Genomic DNA, 17,794 nt, shown 5'->3' on the forward strand with positions numbered 1-17,794 from the left:
GGCGAATGCAACAAAAACAGCCGCAAACCGTACCGTTTTCCCGGTCTGTTAGCCTTTCAGGCCCCAAAGGAGCATGATACCCGGCAAGACAGCGCGCGCATTTTACGACTTTCTTGTTCAATATTCAGGAGGAAACGGTGACTGAAGACCAAAACGCCCTGATCCTTGCCGAAGTCCGTCGCCTCGCCGACGCTGTCGAACGTCTGGCCGGGCCGGCTCCGGCCATCAATGACTGGAATGCCGCCGACTGCTTCGTCTGGGCCCCTGCCCGACTTCATCTGCAACCGGTGCCGCGGCCGAACCGCGTGGCGCTGACCCTCATCCGCGGCGTCGATCACGTGCGCGACATTCTGCACGAGAACACACTACGTTTCGCGGAAGGCTTTGCCGCCAACAACGTACTGCTCTGGGGCGCGCGCGGCATGGGCAAATCTTCGCTGGTCAAGGCGGTGCATGAAGACGTGCGGCGAGCAACCGGCGTTTCGCTGAAGCTGATCGAAGTGCATCGCGAGGACATTTCCTCGCTGCCGGTACTGCTCGATATCCTGAAGGCAGCGCCGCATCGTATCATCATCTTCTGCGACGACCTCTCCTTCGACCACGACGATACCGCCTACAAGTCGCTGAAGGCAGCGCTGGACGGCGGTGTCGAGGGGCGGCCCGACAACGTGCTGTTCTACGCCACTTCCAACCGTCGCCATCTGCTGCCGCGCCACATGATGGAAAACGAGCAGTCGACCGCGATCAATCCCTCCGAAGCCGTCGAGGAGAAGGTCTCGCTCTCCGATCGCTTCGGCCTCTGGCTCGGCTTCCACAAGTGCAGCCAGGAAGATTATCTGCAGATGATCGATGCCTATGCCGATCACTTCAAGCTCGATCTCGATCGCGCCCAGATGCATCACGAAGCCCTGGAGTGGGCAACGACCCGCGGCGCCCGTTCCGGTCGCGTCGCCTGGCAATATATCCAGGATCTCGCGGGCCGGCTGCGCATCGTGCTGGAACGGGATTGACCGTCGATCGATCAACATCGCCATAAACGACAAAAAGCCCGGCTTTGACCGGGCTTTTTGCAGAGTCCTTGAGACGCACTACCTATTCAAGGAACGTCATTGGGTTGACCGGGGCCGAATTCTTGCGGACTTCGAAGTGCAGCTGCGGCTGGCTGACATTGCCGCTCATGCCCGACGTTGCCAATGTCTGGCCGCGCTGGACCTTCTGGCCACGAGTCACGCTGAGCGCATCAGCATGGCCGTAGACCGTGACCGTGCCATCGTCGTGGCGGACGAGAACCGTGTTGCCGAGCTCTTTCAGGCCGTTGCCGGCGTAGATGACCACACCGTTTTCGGCAGCCTTGATCGGCGTCCCCTCGGGAACCGAGATGTCGATACCGTCGTTACGGCTACCATTGACGTTGGAGCCATAGCCGGCGACGACCGCTCCGCGAACCGGCCAGCGATACTTGCCGATGCCGGTTGCCTCAGGCGCATCGGCCTGCGCATCCGACTTGGCGGCATCATTGATGGACTGGCTCGGAGACGCGGATGCTACTTCCTTTGGCTTGGCAGCGGCATCAGGTGCCGCATCGGCATGGGCAACAGCCTTGGGCGCCTGTTTGGCAATAGGATCAGCGGCAGCCTGCTTCGGCTCAACAGGAAGGGCACCCGGCTTGGCGGAAGCCTTCTGCGGCTCGATCGAAGCTGTTTTGACCGGATCTGCAGCCGCGACGGAGCCGTGCGGCAATGCGAGCGCCTGCCCGATGCGAATGCTGTCGCCGGCCTGCATGTTGTTCGCACGCTTCAGTTCCGCAACGGAGACGCCGCTCTCCTTGGCAATTCTTGCGAGCGAATCGCCCGGCTTGACGACATAGGTGCCCTTCGGCGTCGGCCCCTTGCCATTACCGGCGGCAAGCTTGTTGGGATCGACAAGGCCAGCCTGGGACTTGCCGCGCATCTGGTTGCCGGACGGCAGCGCGAGCGCTTCCTGCTGCGGCGCCTTGGCCGGACCGGGCATCTTGCCGCCCCTGGAAAGATCAGTCGCTTCAGCAGCCATCTTGGCCGGCCCTGAAACGCCTGCCCCGTTCATCGTCGGGATGACGATCTGCTGGCCCGGCTGCGCTGCAGCGCCATTGCGCAGGCCGTTCGCGCGCAGGATTTCCTTTTCCGGAACGCCATAGCGGCGCGACAGCAGCGCAATATTCTCACCCTGATGCAGCGTCACGCTCGGGGCATTGACCGTGGTCCAGCCAGGAGACATCTGCTGCGCGGCGGCAGTCTTGATCGTGCCCGTCGACATGGTGTCGGGAGCAAGTGCCGGCGCGGCGCGGGAGCCGTTATTGTTGCGAGACGCTGGGAACGGCTGCGCCATTGCCTCAGATTCTGCCTGCGGCACCCTGCGGGGGCTACCTGCATTGGCGGAAGCACTCGGAGGAGCCAGATCGGTGCGCTGAATTGCGACAGGCGCAGTGGATGCCCGCGCGCTGGAATAGGACGGGTTATAGCGAGCCGGCGAGTTCGGGTAGGGTTGCGTTACCGGTGCACTCTGCTGCGAATAATCCTGCTGACCGTAACCGCCGGCCTGAGCGACATCAGCGCGCGGCACCGGATCGCCGTTCGGACCATTGAGGCTGCGCCGGTTGATCGACCCGGTCGACATATTGTCCGTCTTGTTGAAGAGACCGCTGAAGCGGGTCGTATCCGAACTACAAGCTGTGGCAGTGCTCGCCAGGAGAATGGCCACCAGGACTTTCCCTGCCGATTTGCTGACGTTTGAAGAAAGACTGAAACCCATGACTCGACCCACTTAAGACGCAACCGATTATGGGTCGATTAAAGCGCGTTAATCTTACCATGCGGTTAAAGCACTGGTGCGGCATGTGTTTTTTTGAGGAATTGCTAACCATAGAAAATGAAACGGCACCAATCGCCCGTTTCATAGGGGCATCAGCCCGAATTGAGCCTCAAAGATACGAGGCGAGCATGGGCACGATGGGCTGATAGGGAACATCGAACAATTCTTCGCGCTCGAATCGGCTTCCCGTCTTCGTCAGTCGCACCAGGCGACATGTATGCTCATCGATAATAAGCGGGGCTATCATCGAACCGCCGGACACCAGCTGCTCGGCGTAAAAGCGCGGCATTGTCGTGAAGGCTGCCGTCACCAGGATGCGGTCGAAGGTGCCCTCGCCTGGCAGACCGGCGCTGCCATCCGCCTGACGGATGATGACGTTGCGCAGCCCCAGTGTATCCATGCGCTGCTGCGCCGATGTCGTCAGCGTCTTGTAGCGATCGACAGTCAGCACGCGCTCGACGATTCGTCCCATGACAGCAGCAGTGAAACCGCTTCCCGTGCCGATCTCGAGAACGCGATGACCAGGCTTGATCTTCAAGCCATGGAGAATACGAACCACGAGATCGATGCCTTCCATGAAGGCACCGCAATCGATCGGAATCGTCCGGCTGGAATAGGCATCATCGGCAAATTGCGCCGGCACGAAAGGCAGGCGCGGCGTCTGCTCGACCGCCGTCATCAGATCGATGTCCAATATGCCTTCCGCCCGCAACCGCAACACCACGGCCGCAAAGCCTTCCTTTTCCACCAAACGAGGTGTCAATCCGCTACTCCATACCGAGCGCCCGCGCCACGCGGTCTTGCGCCGAATAATCCGTCAAATCGAGTTTCAAAGGCGTTACCGAAATACGATTTTGTTTCAACGCCTGAATATCGGTTCCTGGACGGAAGATGCCGCTCCGCTCACCGAAGCGAAGCCAATAATAAGGGAAGCCGCGGCCGTCGGCTCGCTCCTCGACCTGCACGTTGAAGGCAAGATTGCCCTGCGCCGTCACTTCCGCGCCGTCTACTTCGTCAGGGCGGCAATTCGGAAAATTCAGGTTGAGGAAGGTCCCGTCGGGCAGATCGACGTTCATGAGCTTGTTAAGCAGGGCTGGAGCATGAGCCTCAGCCACGTCCCAAGGCACGACGCGCGCGCCGTTTTCATAGAGATAGGCCTGGCTCAACGCAAAGGAGCGCACGCCTTGCAGCGTGCCCTCAATGGCACCGGCGATGGTGCCGGAATAGGTGACGTCGTCAGCGACGTTCGAGCCGGAATTGACGCCGGAGAGCACCAGATCCGGCTTGATATCCAGAACCTTGCGGATCGCCATGATGACGCAATCGGTCGGCGTTCCCCTGAGTGCATAGTGCTTGTCCGAGACCTTGCGCATGCGCAACGGCTCGGAAAGGCTCAATGAGTGAGCAAGGCCGCTCTGATCCGTCTCGGGCGCGACGACCCAGACATCATCAGACAGAGTACGGGCGATACGCTCCAATGCCGCCAGACCTTCGGCGTGAATGCCGTCATCATTGGTCAGAAGAATACGCATCGCCCCACCACCCGATTATGCTGCTTTTTCGATCCTCTTCAGACCACCCATATATGGCAGGAGTGCGTCCGGGACAGTGACCGAGCCATCGGCATTGAGATAATTCTCAAGGACAGCGATCAGGCAGCGGCCGACAGCCGTTCCCGAGCCGTTCAGCGTGTGAACGAACTTGGTGTTCTTGTCGTCCTTGCCGCGATAGCGCGCATTCATGCGACGCGCCTGGAAATCGCCACAAACCGAGCAGGACGAAATCTCGCGATAGGTATCCTGCCCCGGCAGCCAGACCTCGAGGTCGTAGGTCTTGCGGGCGCCAAAGCCCATGTCGCCGGTCGAAAGCGTCATGACACGATAATGCAGGCCGAGGCGCTTCAGCACTTCTTCGGCACAGGCTGTCATCCGCTCGTGTTCCGCAATGGAGCTTTCCGCATCGGTGATCGATACCAGCTCACACTTCCAGAACTGGTGCTGGCGCAGCATGCCGCGGGTATCGCGACCGGCCGAGCCTGCTTCCGAACGGAAGGACGGCGTGAGTGCGGTGAAGCGCAGCGGCAGCTTTTCCTGATCGAGAATTTCGCCGGAGACGAGATTGGTCAGCGATACCTCAGCAGTCGGTATCAGCCAGCGGCCGTCCGTGGTCCTGAACGAATCTTCTGCGAATTTCGGCAGCTGACCTGTTCCGAACATCGTCTCGTCACGTACCATCAGCGGCGCGCTGACTTCGGTATAGCCATGCTCGCTGGTGTGCAGATCGAGCATGAACTGGCCGAGTGCCCGTTCAAGGCGTGCAAGCTGCGCGGTCAGCACCGTGAAGCGCGAGCCGGACAGTTTTGCCGCGCGCTCGAAATCCATATAGCCGAGTTCTTCGCCAATCTCGAAATGCTCTTTCGGTTGATGGTTCCAGGTCGGCTTGGCGCCCCAGACATGCTTGACGACGTTGTCGTGTTCGTCCTTGCCAACGGGCACGTCCTCGAGCGGGATGTTCGGAATACGCGACAGCGCATCATGGAGCTCGGCCGTCAGCGTGCGCTCTTCTTCTTCCGCAGCCGGAAGCGAGAGCTTGAGGTCGGCAACCTCAGCCTTCAGCTTTTCCGCAAGCTCGCTGTTCTTCTGGGCCATCGCCGCGCCGATCTCCTTCGAGGCGGCGTTGCGGCGGGACTGCATGTCCTGGACGGACTGAATGACGGAGCGGCGCTTCTCGTCGAGCGCTATGAGGCTTTGCGACAGAGGCTCCGCACCGCGCTTGGCAAGCGCCGCATCGAAAGTCTCGGCATTCTCACGAATCCATCTGATATCAAGCATCTTCGTTCCAGGTCGTTTGACATAAGTACAACTCCGACCGAGGCTTCGGTCGGAGGTCGAAACGGCAAACAGCTGGAAAACGAGGCTAAGCCTTCTTCACCTAGACGCCATCCGTCTTGGCAACATCGGAACTTCCGCCACTCTCTTCAAGCGCTTGCCGGGTACGCTGGCGTTCCACGAGTCGCGCCGCGTAGATGGAAATCTCGTAGAGAAGGATTGTCGGCAGTGCAAGGCCGATCTGGGACATCGGGTCCGGCGGCGTCAGCACAGCGGCAACGATGAAGGCGAAAACGATGGCAAACTTGCGCTTTTCCGCGAGCCAGGCCGACGTCAGCAGGCCAACGCGCGCAAGCAGCGTCGTGATGACGGGCAGCTGGAAGACCAGGCCGAAGGAGAAGACCAGCGTCATGATGAGGCTCAGATATTCCGAGACCTTCGGCATCAGCGCGATCCCGACCTGACCGTCACCGCCCGTCTGCTGCATCTTCAGGAAGAACCACATCACCATGGGCGTGAAGAAGAAATAAACGAGCGCCGCCCCCATGAGGAAAAGCACGGGCGACGCGATCAGGAATGGCAGGAAGGCATTGCGCTCGTTCTTATAGAGGCCGGGCGCGACGAACTTGTAGATCTGCGAAGCGATGATCGGGAAGGAAATGACCAGGGCACCGAACATAGCGACCTTCACCTGGGTGAAGAAGAATTCCTGCGGCGCAGTATAGATCAGCTCGGACTTCGCGAGATCGAGATGAGCCCATTCGACGGCCCATTTGTAGGGATAGACCAGATAATTGAAGAGATGCTTCGCCACCGCGAAACAGCCAATGAAGGCAATGAAAAACGCCACGAGCGACCAGATGAGCCGTGTGCGCAACTCCATAAGGTGTTCGATAAGCGGTTGCGGCTTATCGTCGATGTCACCCGTCATGCCTGGTCCTTCTTCTTGGGCGTTTTAGGCGTCGCTTTGCTGGCTGTAGCAGTCGGACGCTTCCTGGGAGCTGGGGGCGTCTTCTCTACGGCAGCAGCGGCCGCGACCTTGCGCAGGGCTCGCTTTGGTTTTTCCGTCACCACGGGCGTCTGGACGGCGGCGGCCGCAACATCCTCGGTCTTGGCCGGAACCCTGGCGCGAGGTTTGCGAGCGGCCTTCGGTTTTTCGGCGGCTTCGCTCACTGTGGCCATCGGCTGCGGAACAACTGCTGCCACTGCCTCGGAAGCAGCCGCTGGCAACGGATTGCTCGAAGCGGCAGGCATTGTAGACGTGGCCGCAAGCGCTTCCGGCAGGCCGGACGAGACGCCCGGAACCGGCTCGGACGGCAATGGTGTCGCGGCAGGCGCTGCTTTGTCCGGCGTAGCGACGCGCTGCAGATCCGCCTTTATCTCATTGCCCATATCCCGCAGCGGATTCATGGCTTCCCGCAGCGAGTTCATCGGATTGAGCTTCTGGGCGTCGGCGATCGTCTGGCGCACATCGTCCAGCTCCGCCTCGCGCATGGCTTCATCGAACTGGGCGCGAAATTCGCCAGCGACCTTCCTCGCTCGGGCTGTCATCTTGCCGATTGTCCGCAAGGTCGCCGGCAATTCCTTGGGGCCGATCACCACCAAGGCCACGACGGCAATAACCACCAGCTCGGACCAGCCTATATCGAACATGCAAAGGCTCCTGGGCCAACGGCAAGCCTCTCAGCTTGGCGCCTGCCCGACATGATTACTTCGTTTCGTCAGCCTTGTGCTCGACCGTACGGGCTGTCGTCGCCGACGTCGGCTGAGCCGAAGTATCCTCGTCGTCGTTCATGCCCTTCTTGAAGCTCTTGATGCCCTTGGCGACATCACCCATCAGCTCCGGGATCTTACCACGGCCGAACAACAACAGCGCGATGGCCAGGACGATGAGCCAGTGCCATATGCTTAGAGAACCCATTGCTTTAACTCCCAATTACAGTGTCTTTCCGATGTAAGACGTTTGCGGATGTTTTTCAAACACCAAAATGTACTGCATCCACGCATATCAGGATGATCAACGCCCATGCAGGCGATCAAACGTCTCCAAGCCGAGAGGATGATTGTTATATTCGCACCCGCTGATGGCAAAAGAGAGACTTTGCCGGCGGTTTCGCGAAAATCTGCAGATAGGGTTGCAACCCCTTATACGAGCCGGCCAACGGTCAATCGCCGGAACTTGCGCCGCTCGGCGGCAGGATGCCGAGTTCCTCCAGATCCATCTGCGTGATCGGATCTTCGTCTTCGGTCAACTCGTCGCTCATCAATGGCGAGGGAATGTTGAAATTGGCCGGAATCCGGCCTGACAGCAACCCCGCCCCCTTCAACTCTTCGAGACCGGGCAGATCGCGCAGCTCTTCGAGACCGAAATGATCGAGGAAATCGCGCGTCGTACCAAGGGTTACCGGCCGACCAGGCGTGCGGCGACGGCCACGGAAGCGGACCCAGCCAGACTCCATCAGGACATCGAGCGTGCCCTTGGAGGTCTGTACGCCCCTGATATCCTCGATCTCGGCGCGTGTGACGGGCTGGTGATAGGCGATGATGGCCAGCACCTCCAGCGCCGCGCGCGACAGCTTGCGCACCTCGCTCTCGTCGCGCCGGATCACAAAGGAAAGATCCGCGGCCGTGCGGAAGGCCCAGGCGCCATCCACCTGGACAAGATTGACGCCGCGCATGGCGTAACCGGCCTTGAGCTTCTGCATGACGGCTGGGATATCGACCCCGCGCGCCACGCGCTCGGCGATGAATGCCTCGGAGACCGGCTGGGCCGAGGCGAAGACCAGCGCTTCGGCGATCCGCTCGGCCTCGCTCAGCCGACGATCGTCTACATCGGGCGTTTCCGCTTCGTGCTCTACATGCTGCTGCTCGTCGTCCGGTTCAGTCACGCGCTTTCCTGCCCTATTCCGCTGCTTCCAGCGACGAATGCTTCGGCCCGCGCCGCATATAGAGCGGCTGAAACGCGCCTTCCTGACGAATTTCCAGCTGCCCTTCGCGCACCAGCTCCAGCGATGCCGCAAAGGCGCTGGCAATCGCCGTCACCCGCTCGCTTGTCGTCGTCATGTAGCTGAGCAGGTAATGTTCCAGGGCCGTCCAATCGGTGATTTCGCCGATCATCCGGTCCAGAATAACGCGAGCATCGGCCAGCGACCAGACACGGCGCTTCTCGATCGTGACCTGGGTCACGGCCTGACGCTGACGCAGGCTCGCATAGGCGGTGAGCAGATCATAGAGGTTGGCATCGAAGGCGGATTGGCGTCGGTCCGGAATATGTTCCGGCGCGCCACGCGCGAAGATATCGCGGCCGAGGCGATTGCGGTTGACGAGATCAGTGGCCGCGTCACGCATGGCCTCCAGGCGCTTCAGGCGGAAGGCGAGCGTTGCCGCCATCTCCTCGCCGGTCGGGCCGTCTTCCTTGCTCTGCTGCGGAATAAGCAGCTTGGATTTCAGATAAGCGAGCCATGCGGCCATGACGAGATAATCGGCCGCAAGCTCGATGCGGATGCGCCGGGCACTCTCGATGAACTGAAGATATTGTTCGGCAAGCGCCAGAACGGAGATACGGGACAGATCGACCTTCTGATTGCGCGCCAGATGGAGCAGCAGATCGAGCGGTCCTTCGAAGCCGGCGAGGTCGACGACCAGCGACGGCTCGTGCGAGCCGCGCTGCGTCTCGCCTTCCTGCCAGAGCTTGTCCATCGGCGTTGTCGCCTGCTGAAGCTTGTCCGTACTGCCGCTCACCTTGTCACCCGTCCGTTCCTTGAAGTCCGGTTTTACGCTACTGCGAACATTGCGTCGAATTCCGCCCGAATAGAGGCTTCGTCAGCGCCGTCATTCCTGCCGAAAGCGGCTTCGACCACCTTGGCCCTTGCCAGCGATGCTCCCGCCAGCGTCGGAACATTGCGAACCACCTGCTGCATTTCGTCCATGACGCCATTGCAATGCAGCACGATATCGCATCCGCCGGCAATAATATTTGCCGCACGCTCGCCGATCGTACCCTTCAGGGCGTTCATGGAGGTATCGTCCGACAATAGTAGCCCCTGGAAGCCGATGTAACCGCGGATGATTTCCTCGTTCACCTTGCGCGACGTCGTGGCCGGGTTCTCCGGATCAATATCGGTGAAGACGAGATGGCAGGTCATCGCCATGAGCTCGTCCTTCATGGCAACGAAGGGCACGAAATCATGCGCTTCCAGCTCAGCGCGCGGCACGGAGACAACAGGCAGCTCGTGATGCGAATCGGCAAAGCCACGGCCATGGCCGGGCATGTGCTTCATGACAGGCAGCATGCCGCCGGCCTTGAGCCCTTCCGCCGCCGCGCGTCCCATTTCGGTCACCGTCACAGGATCAGAGCCATAGGCGCGATTGCCGATGACGTTGCTCGATCCCTCCACCGGAACGTCCAGCACGGGCAGGCAATCGACATTGATGCCGAATTTCAAGAGATCGAAGGCATGAAGCCGCGACATCAGCCACGCGGCGCGCAGGCCGCGTTCGCGATCCTGGCGATAGATGTCGCCGAGCGCCCGCCCCGAGGGGTAGTGCTGCAGGATCGGCGGGCGGATACGCTGCACCCTGCCGCCTTCCTGGTCGATGAAAACAGGAGCGTTGCGTCCGACGCTGTCACGCAAAGACGCAACGAGATCGGCAATCTGTGCCGGTTCGGAAATATTGCGTCCGAACAGGATAAAGCCCCAGGGCTGCTCCCCCTGATAGAAGGATCGCTCTTCGGGCGTGATGGTGTGGCCGCTGCAGCCAAGGATCATGGATTTCGATTCGGTCATATCCGAATCATAAGGCCTGCGCCGGGAAATGCGAGTGACGTCAAGCCGGGATACACAGGAACAACCGTCTTCAGCAGGCTATTTGGGCGGTATATGGTAGACGACTGAGCGATATTTGGCGTTTGATCTGTGCTCCCTCACCTCGCCGCCATAGGCTTCGGCTATCCGTCTGCTGGCGATGTTCTCCTCCGCGATGGGGTATTCGAAATATCGTATAGAAAAGCTCGCGCTCGCCCATCCGATGATCGTGCCGATCAATTCGCGACCGAATCCCAGGCCGTGCGCTTCGCTGCGAAGCCAAATTCCAAGCTCCGGCGTGTCGGTCAGCGCGGCATGCATACCGATAATGCCCAGAAAGCGATTGTCATCCTTGTAGCGGGCTGTGAAGTGGAATTCCGAACCGTCTTCGATTGCCTTCGGCCACCTCCGCCAAACACCCGCGAAAGCCGCCTCGGTCTCAGGCGGATGCCAGGCCATGAACCGCGTGATGTCCGGCGATATGCTGGCGAAGATGTCCGGAGCATCCTCAGGAACAAATGGCCTGATGGACGTTCGACGCGTCGATAACTGTAGATGCCGCATCGTTCGCCACGTCCCGCGCTTAGCGCGCCAAAAACAAATCCGCCCGCAGATTGATCTCTGCGGGCGGATTTTTCAACTCTATCAAAACACCGGGGGCTGGAAGCCCAACTCGACTACTTCGAAATCAGGCAGGTGCCGCCGGCGGCGCGATAGCGCGTGCAGATGGCCGCGGCCTCATCCTTGGAGCCGGCGACGACACGGACGCGATAGTAGGTGCCCTTGCCGGCAATATCGGCCTTGCGGATCTCCAGTGGATGATTGCCGATGACGCTGGCGAACTTGACCTTGAGGTTGGCCTGCGACTTTTGCGCGTCGGCTTCGGTCGGCAGGGATGCGATCTGGACGCCGTAAGCGCCGCCGCCCGCAGCAGAGGTCGCAGCCGGGGCTGCCGCCGGGCTGGCCGATGCGACCTGCTTCGGCTGAACCTTGGGCTGAGCTTGAGCTTGGGCTTCCTGGGCCGGAGCAGCCGTATTGGCCTTGGCAGCAGGCTCGGGACGTGCCGTCGGAACCGGGTTCGTCTTGACGACGCGGATCGGCGTGCTTTCGGCGCTGGCAGCATCGGCGTTATCCGACTGGGCTGCTGCCGGGGTATTTGCCTGAGACGGGCGCGAATTGGTCGATGCGACCTGATTGTTCGCCGGCTTGGCGGCAGTGGTCGTCGTATCGGCAACCGGCTCGTCGCGCGGCACCAGCGAGCCATCCGGCTTGACGATCATCGTGCGCACCTTGCGCGGGGAGACGGACGGCACCTGATCGTCGCTGTTGGCGGCGACATTGGTGTTTCCGCCATTCTGGTTCGGCAGCAGGCGCGGATCTTCGGTTTCACCGACCGGCGTCGACGTGACCTGATCGCCGCTGCCGTCATCCGGGGATACCGCTTCGGGGATCAGCGTCTTCTGGACGACATCAACCGGCTGTTCGTTGGAGGAGACAAGCTCCTTCTGCTTCGGCGCTGCGGTGCTATCGCCAGCAACGCGATCATAGACGGCCTTATCCTGATTCGGGACGACCGTGCCGCCCGGATTTTCCGGAGCGACCTTGACCGGATCGCTATCGGCCGCAATCACGCGCGGCTCTCCGGAGAAGCTCGAGATCGGCGCGCCGTGACGGACCCAGCTGTAGGCGCCATAGGCACCGACACCGAGAACAACGATGACGGCCGCCGTCGTCACCATCCCGCGCACGGAGCGGACCGGGCGACGGTTGGCGGCGGGGTTCAGCGTCATCCTGGCGACGTTCTCGACCGGCGTTGCGGCTTCGCGATAGCTGCGGCGGAAGTCCTCTTCCAGCGCACGCTCGAACTCGTCGAACTCCTCGATCGGCTGCTTTGCGACGGGCGCAGCAGGCTGAGCCGCCGCATTCTTCGACCAGGAAGCGGCAACTGCAGCACCGCCAAGTGCAGCCGCAGCGGCCGGCTTAAACGGCTCGGGCGCGGCTTCCTTGGCCGGCGTACCCAGCAGGCTCGCCATTTCCGAATCGAGATCGAAATCAAATTCCGGCGGAACCGCGATCGGCTCTTCCGGCTCGATCGTCGGCAGATGCGGAACATGCGAACCCTCGAAGGTTTCGACACGATCCTCCGTCTCGGAGATTTCCGTGGGATCGAACGGCAGAGGCTGGTCGGCCTCGAACACGGGCGCTGCCGTGGTTGCGGCAGGCGCAACATTTGCGGCAGGCACTACCGGCGCCGGTGCGGATCGTATCGGCTGCGGCGCTTCGGCGGCAATCACCGGAGTGGCCGGCACCGGAGCAGCAGGTACCGGTGCAACCGGCGTTGCGCGGGAAAGGATCGGCTCCGCGAACGGAGCGGCCGGAGCCTGCTGCCGTGCGGCAGGAGACTTTTCGGCTTCAGCGAAATCGAGACCCGCAAGTTCCATCTCAATATCGGCCAGATCGAATTCGAAGTCCTGACCGGCAAAGGGGTCCTCCGCCCCGAAGGTAATCGGCTTCGGCTCTTCATGCCGTGCTGCAGCCGCGGGAGCGGCGGACAACTCTGCAGGCTCGGAAAACGAAGCATCGAAATTGCCGAAATCCGGTTCGTCCTTCGCTGCAGGCGCATTGACTCTGGGTGGAACCGGATAGCGATTCACATCGGCCAGCAGGGCATCGATCTCGGCTGAAAGCGCAGCCGGATCGGCCTTCGCGACCTTTGGCGGCTCTGGTGCCTGGAAGACGGCCGGAGCCGACTGGAATGCCGCAGGCTGCGAGACGGCTTCCGGAGCGCGCGGAGGCTCGACAGGATCAAACGCCTCGAAATCAAGGGCACCATCGAACAGCGCTTCGTCAGAAGTGGTTTTCGGCGCCGGCTGGGCAACAGCAGGCGCGGCCGCCGGCGTGAACTGCTCACGAGAAGCGGCGGGCGTTGCCAGGGTAAAGTTCGCAAGCGGCAACCGTATGGTGGCGGCAGCGGATTGCGGCGTCGGCTTCAGCACCGGAGCAGCCGACTGCGGCTCGACAGGTGCGGCCTTCGGCGCTGGCTGCAGAACCGGCGCGATCGACATTTCCAGCTCGTCGATCAGATCGCGAGCGCCGATCGTCGACTTCACCGGAGCGACAGGCTGCGGCACAGGTTCTTCGAACTTTGGCTCTTCAAACTTGGGCTCGGCCCGCACCGGCTCGGCGGAGTGGGCAACTTCTTCATGGCTCGGCGGCGACACCTGCTCGACCGGAGCGGCGATGTCATTTGCCGGACTCATTCGCGGCGTATCGTAGCGCTCGAATTCGCGAAGAAGCTCATCTTCCAGGTTGAAGGAGGGCTCCTGCCGCTGAGCCGCAGGAGTTGCCTGAGCAGCGGGGCGCGGCTCAAAACCCACGATACGAGCGAGTTCTGCGAGCGGATCATCATCCGCAAAGAACTCGTCGTTTCCGCTTGCGCGATACGCCAACTGTTTTTCTGCCATCACCCGTTCCACTCGCAAACACTACAATTAATGCCAGCGCAATGTGGGTAAATGGTGACGTTTATCGCATTTCGTCCGGTGCTGCGGTCCCGGTTATACCAAGACCCGACTTCAAAACCGACGCGACAGCGTACACCAGCCCAAGTCTGGCAATGCTCAATTCTCGGTTCTTATCGTTAACAAAACGTAATTCCGGTAAATCTTTACCTTTATTCCAGTGTCCATGGAAGGAACTGGCCAAATCGTAAAGATAAAAAGCGATGCGATGCGGCTCTTGAGACTGTGCCGCAGCTTCGATGATTCGCGGGAATTCCGCAATCTTCGCAACCAACTGAAGCTCGGTCGGATCGGAGATGGCGCCGAGGACGGCTTTCGACAGGTCGAGCGAGGCAATATCGAGGTCCGGGAAAGCCTCCTTGGCCTGACGGAAGACCGACATGCAGCGGGCATGCGCATACTGCACATAGAAGACCGGATTGTCCTTCGACTGCTCTGTAACCTTGGCGAAATCGAAATCCAGAGGCTCGGAATTCTTCCGGTAAAGCATCATGAAGCGCACCGAATCGCGGCCGACTTCATCGACGACTTCGCGCAGCGTGACGAAATCGCCCGAGCGCTTCGACATCTTCACCGGCTCGCCATTGCGATAGAGCTTGACGAGCTGACACAGCAGCACCGTCAGCTTCGCAGCACCATCCGAAACGCCGCGGGCGACCGCCTCCAACCGCTTGACGTAACCACCGTGGTCGGCGCCGAGGATGTAGATCATCTCATTGAAGCCGCGGTCGAACTTGTTCTTGAAGTAAGCAACGTCGGCAGCGAAGTAAGTATAGGAGCCGTCCGACTTGATCAGCGGACGGTCGATATCGTCGCCCACTTCCGTCGAGCGGAAGAGCGTCTGCTCGCGATCTTCCCAATCTTCCGGCAGTTGCCCCTTCGGCGGCGGCAGCGCGCCCTTGTAGACATAGCCCTTGAAGGTCAGGTCGTTGATCGCGGTGCGGATCAGTGCCGCACCGTTGGCATGCAAGGTGCGCTCGGAGAAGAACACGTCGTGATGGACGTTGAGCGCCTCCAGATCTTCCCTGATCATCGCCATCATCGCGTCAATAGCACGATCCTTGACGATCGGAAGCCACTGGTCTTCCGGCATGCCGCGCAGCTTGGTGCCGAATTCCTTGGCCAGCGCCTCACCGACCGGAACCAGATAATCGCCAGGATAGAGACCCGCCGGGATCTCGCCCACCTGCTCGCCAAGCGCTTCGCGATAGCGAATGAAGACGGAGCGCGCCAGCACGTCGATCTGCGAGCCGGCATCGTTGATGTAATATTCCTTGGTAACCTCATAGCCGGAGAAGGCCAGCAAATTCGCCAGCGCATCGCCGACGACGGCACCGCGGCAATGGCCGACATGCATCGGCCCGGTCGGATTGGCCGAGACATACTCGACATTGACCTTCTGCCCCTCGCCGAGCTTTGAACGGCCGAACTTCTCACCCTCGGAGATCATCGTCGACAGCAGCCGCTGCCAGTAGCCGACCGAAAGACGGATATTGATGAAGCCGGGGCCTGCGACCGAAACCTCTGCGACGTCGGCATCTTCCTTCAGCTTGGCGACGATGATTTCGGCAAGCGCACGCGGATTCGTGCCCAGCGGCTTGGACAGAACCATGGCCGCATTGGTGGCGACATCGCCATGACTGGCATCTCGGGGCGGTTCCACGCCGATACGTCCGAAGTCGACTTCCGATCGCTTTTCTCGTACAATATCAATTTGTTCGAGAGCGTTCTTAATTCTTACTTCGAAGTCGGTGAAAAGGTTCATCATATTGTCCACGCATTAGCTTCGGCAAGCCGCTATCGGCCCGACGCCGCCGCTGCCTACCGCAAATCGGGAGTCTGGTCAAACAGGCGCTTGTGGGCGCTGATGGCATAGGTGTCCGTCATCCCGGCCAGATAGTCGCCGACATGCCTTGCCTTGGGGGCGATTGCGAGCCCGGCAATATGATCCACCCAGTAGTGGCTCTGCATCTCCCTGGGATTTTCCATATAGGCGTGGAAAAGATCGGTGACGATCTGCGCCGCGCCGGCACGGATACGCATGATGTCGGGATGACGGTAGATGCGCTTGAAGAGCATCTGTTTGATCAGCTTGTCGGTTTCAGCCATCTCAGGCGAGAAGGTCGCGATGATTCGGCCAGCGGCACGAATGTCGGCCACATTGCCTGGCTTGATTTCGGCGAGCGCCTGCTGCGAAACGGCAATGACATCCTCGACCATGCGGGTGATCTGGCGGCGCATGATCTCGTGCGTGAAGCGGCTCGGCTCCAGATGCGGATAGCGCGCCCTCACCTCGGCCATCAGCCCGGAGAGGAACGGCACCTCCTCCAACATGTCGAACGTCAGATAACCGGCGCGCAGGCCGTCATCGATATCGTGAGTATTATAGGCAATATCATCGGCGATCGCGGCGACCTGCGCCTCCAGGCTGGCATAGGAGGCGATTTCGAGATCATGGATCTCGCAATAGTCGAGGATCGGCTGCGGCACAGGCCCGCGAATGCCCTTGCCGTCTGGCGTCATCAACGGGCCGTTGTGCTTGACCAGGCCTTCCAGCGTCTCCCAGGTGAGGTTAAGCCCGTCGAAATCGGCATAGCGGCGCTCGAGCTTGGTGACAATGCGCAGGGACTGAGCGTTATGATCGAAGCCGCCATAGGGCAGCAGCACTTCATGCAACGCATCCTCGCCGGTATGACCGAAAGGCGTGTGGCCGAAATCGTGAACCAGCGCTACGCCCTCCGCCAGATCTTCATCCAGCTTCAGAGCTCGCGCCAGGGCGCGGGCAATCTGAGCAACCTCGATCGTATGCGTCAGCCGGGTGCGATAATGATCGCCGTCCTGGGCGATAAAGACCTGCGTCTTGTGCTTCAGCCGCCGGAAAGCGGTCGTGTGGACGATCCGGTCGCGGTCGCGCTGGAATTCGGAGCGTGTCGGGCTCGATCCTTCTTCGTAGAGCCTACCACGCGACTCCCAGGGATTAGTCGCATAGGCTGCCTTTTCCCCGTACCCGAAACCCAATGCATGCGTATCAATCGTCATTATCAATCCATTCCGGCATTTGGCTCCCGCACCGCCATCAGCGCGACAGTCGTTTCCCTGCAATCGGTCCCCCGGCTCTGCCCGGCGACGCGGACGCATGTCCGCTCTTCGTCATTCCAGCCCATTGACGCCGCTTTGCGGCCTTCATACCTATAGACAAGAAAACAGCAAAATGGTGTGTGGCTCAACCACGAAACCATAGCTGTCACCGGCCTGACTTTCATGATAAAGGCTACGGATATCAGCCGTTTGAAAGTTCGACGGCTTATTGGTTCTCTCCGGATCTTGACCCCGGCAGGAGGAAGATATGACTGAGACAAGTGTTACCCTATCGGATGCTGCGGCCAAGCGAATCGCTGCTATCGTCGGCGCGGATGCCGGAAAGCGCGCCCTTCGCGTTGCCGTCGAAGGCGGCGGCTGTTCGGGTTTTTCCTATAAGTTCGATCTCGTTGAAGGCCCCGAGGATGACGATATCGTCGTCGAAAAGGACAATGCGACCGTCCTGATCGATCAGTTGTCGCTGGTCTACATGGCAGGCTCGGAGATCGATTTCGTCGACAATCTGCTCGGCCAATCCTTTCAGATCAAGAATCCGAATGCGGTGGCAAGCTGCGGATGCGGCACCAGTTTCGCGATCTGATCCCTATCCTCTTTTTCCACAATTTGATGACCGGCCGGGAGCCTTCGCTCCGGGCCGGTTTTCATATGGGCTGTAGTCAAGCCGATCGGCTGCGGATACAACAGGGTGAAGCAA

Annotated in this window: 16 protein-coding genes; 2 read left to right on the top strand and 14 right to left on the bottom strand. The window is 60.5% G+C overall.

What is annotated here, in order from left to right; genetic code table 11:
* Positions 1–137 precede the first annotated feature (137 nt).
* Positions 138–1,010 (top strand): ATP-binding protein, encoded by an 873-nt coding sequence (locus GA0061103_RS24365; RefSeq protein WP_092715901.1) that lies wholly within the window; start codon positions 138–140, stop codon positions 1,008–1,010.
* A gap of 82 nt (positions 1,011–1,092) precedes the next feature.
* Here GA0061103_RS24365 and GA0061103_RS24370 read toward each other — a convergent pair whose 3' ends face one another.
* The 14 genes from GA0061103_RS24370 to GA0061103_RS24435 form a co-directional block, all read right to left on the bottom strand.
* Positions 1,093–2,787, bottom strand: coding sequence for a peptidoglycan DD-metalloendopeptidase family protein (locus GA0061103_RS24370; protein WP_092715708.1), 1,695 nt, complete (start codon positions 2,785–2,787; stop codon positions 1,093–1,095).
* A 169-nt stretch (positions 2,788–2,956) separates the two neighbouring features.
* The gene (locus tag GA0061103_RS24375; RefSeq protein ID WP_092715710.1) at positions 2,957–3,610 is read right to left on the bottom strand and encodes a protein-L-isoaspartate(D-aspartate) O-methyltransferase; all 654 of its coding nucleotides are present in this window, start codon (positions 3,608–3,610) and stop codon (positions 2,957–2,959) included.
* 4 nt (positions 3,611–3,614) lie between these two features.
* Positions 3,615–4,379, bottom strand: coding sequence for a 5'/3'-nucleotidase SurE (surE, locus tag GA0061103_RS24380; RefSeq protein WP_092715712.1), 765 nt, complete (start codon positions 4,377–4,379; stop codon positions 3,615–3,617).
* Between the two features lie 15 nt (positions 4,380–4,394).
* Positions 4,395–5,678 carry a serine--tRNA ligase gene (gene serS, locus GA0061103_RS24385; protein WP_092715714.1) on the bottom strand — a complete coding sequence of 428 codons (1,284 nt, stop codon included), beginning with the start codon at positions 5,676–5,678 and terminating at the stop codon, positions 4,395–4,397.
* 100 nt (positions 5,679–5,778) lie between these two features.
* Positions 5,779–6,606 carry a twin-arginine translocase subunit TatC gene (tatC, locus tag GA0061103_RS24390; RefSeq protein WP_092715715.1) on the bottom strand — a complete coding sequence of 276 codons (828 nt, stop codon included), beginning with the start codon at positions 6,604–6,606 and terminating at the stop codon, positions 5,779–5,781.
* Entirely contained in the window at positions 6,603–7,328 is a 726-nt protein-coding gene (tatB, locus tag GA0061103_RS24395; RefSeq protein WP_092715717.1) for a Sec-independent protein translocase protein TatB, read from the bottom strand. Before tatB ends, tatC begins: the two co-directional genes overlap by 4 nt.
* A gap of 55 nt (positions 7,329–7,383) precedes the next feature.
* Complete coding sequence (locus tag GA0061103_RS24400; protein WP_092715719.1) at positions 7,384–7,596, bottom strand: twin-arginine translocase TatA/TatE family subunit; 213 nt, start codon at positions 7,594–7,596, stop codon at positions 7,384–7,386.
* Positions 7,597–7,840: 244 nt separating this feature from the next.
* Positions 7,841–8,563, bottom strand: coding sequence for an SMC-Scp complex subunit ScpB (scpB, locus tag GA0061103_RS24405; RefSeq protein ID WP_092715721.1), 723 nt, complete (start codon positions 8,561–8,563; stop codon positions 7,841–7,843).
* Between the two features lie 13 nt (positions 8,564–8,576).
* Positions 8,577–9,374 carry a segregation and condensation protein A gene (locus GA0061103_RS24410; RefSeq protein ID WP_092715903.1) on the bottom strand — a complete coding sequence of 266 codons (798 nt, stop codon included), beginning with the start codon at positions 9,372–9,374 and terminating at the stop codon, positions 8,577–8,579.
* Positions 9,375–9,448: 74 nt separating this feature from the next.
* On the bottom strand, positions 9,449–10,462 hold the full coding sequence (gene nagZ / locus GA0061103_RS24415) for a beta-N-acetylhexosaminidase (protein WP_092715723.1): 1,014 nt from the start codon (positions 10,460–10,462) through the stop codon (positions 9,449–9,451).
* A gap of 78 nt (positions 10,463–10,540) precedes the next feature.
* Positions 10,541–11,044 (bottom strand): GNAT family N-acetyltransferase, encoded by a 504-nt coding sequence (locus GA0061103_RS24420; RefSeq protein WP_092715724.1) that lies wholly within the window; start codon positions 11,042–11,044, stop codon positions 10,541–10,543.
* Between the two features lie 113 nt (positions 11,045–11,157).
* Entirely contained in the window at positions 11,158–13,944 is a 2,787-nt protein-coding gene (locus tag GA0061103_RS24425; protein WP_092715726.1) for an SPOR domain-containing protein, read from the bottom strand.
* Positions 13,945–14,005: 61 nt separating this feature from the next.
* Positions 14,006–15,766 (bottom strand): arginine--tRNA ligase, encoded by a 1,761-nt coding sequence (gene argS / locus GA0061103_RS24430; RefSeq protein WP_092715904.1) that lies wholly within the window; start codon positions 15,764–15,766, stop codon positions 14,006–14,008.
* A gap of 56 nt (positions 15,767–15,822) precedes the next feature.
* Positions 15,823–17,040 carry a deoxyguanosinetriphosphate triphosphohydrolase gene (locus GA0061103_RS24435; RefSeq protein ID WP_092715728.1) on the bottom strand — a complete coding sequence of 406 codons (1,218 nt, stop codon included), beginning with the start codon at positions 17,038–17,040 and terminating at the stop codon, positions 15,823–15,825.
* A 307-nt stretch (positions 17,041–17,347) separates the two neighbouring features.
* Between GA0061103_RS24435 and erpA the strand changes: the two genes are divergently transcribed.
* Positions 17,348–17,680 carry an iron-sulfur cluster insertion protein ErpA gene (erpA, locus tag GA0061103_RS24440; RefSeq protein WP_069611967.1) on the top strand — a complete coding sequence of 111 codons (333 nt, stop codon included), beginning with the start codon at positions 17,348–17,350 and terminating at the stop codon, positions 17,678–17,680.
* Positions 17,681–17,794: the final 114 nt, after the last annotated feature.

This window comes from Martinezella multihospitum, assembly GCF_900094585.1.
In the GTDB taxonomy this organism is placed as follows: domain Bacteria; phylum Pseudomonadota; class Alphaproteobacteria; order Rhizobiales; family Rhizobiaceae; genus Rhizobium; species Rhizobium multihospitium.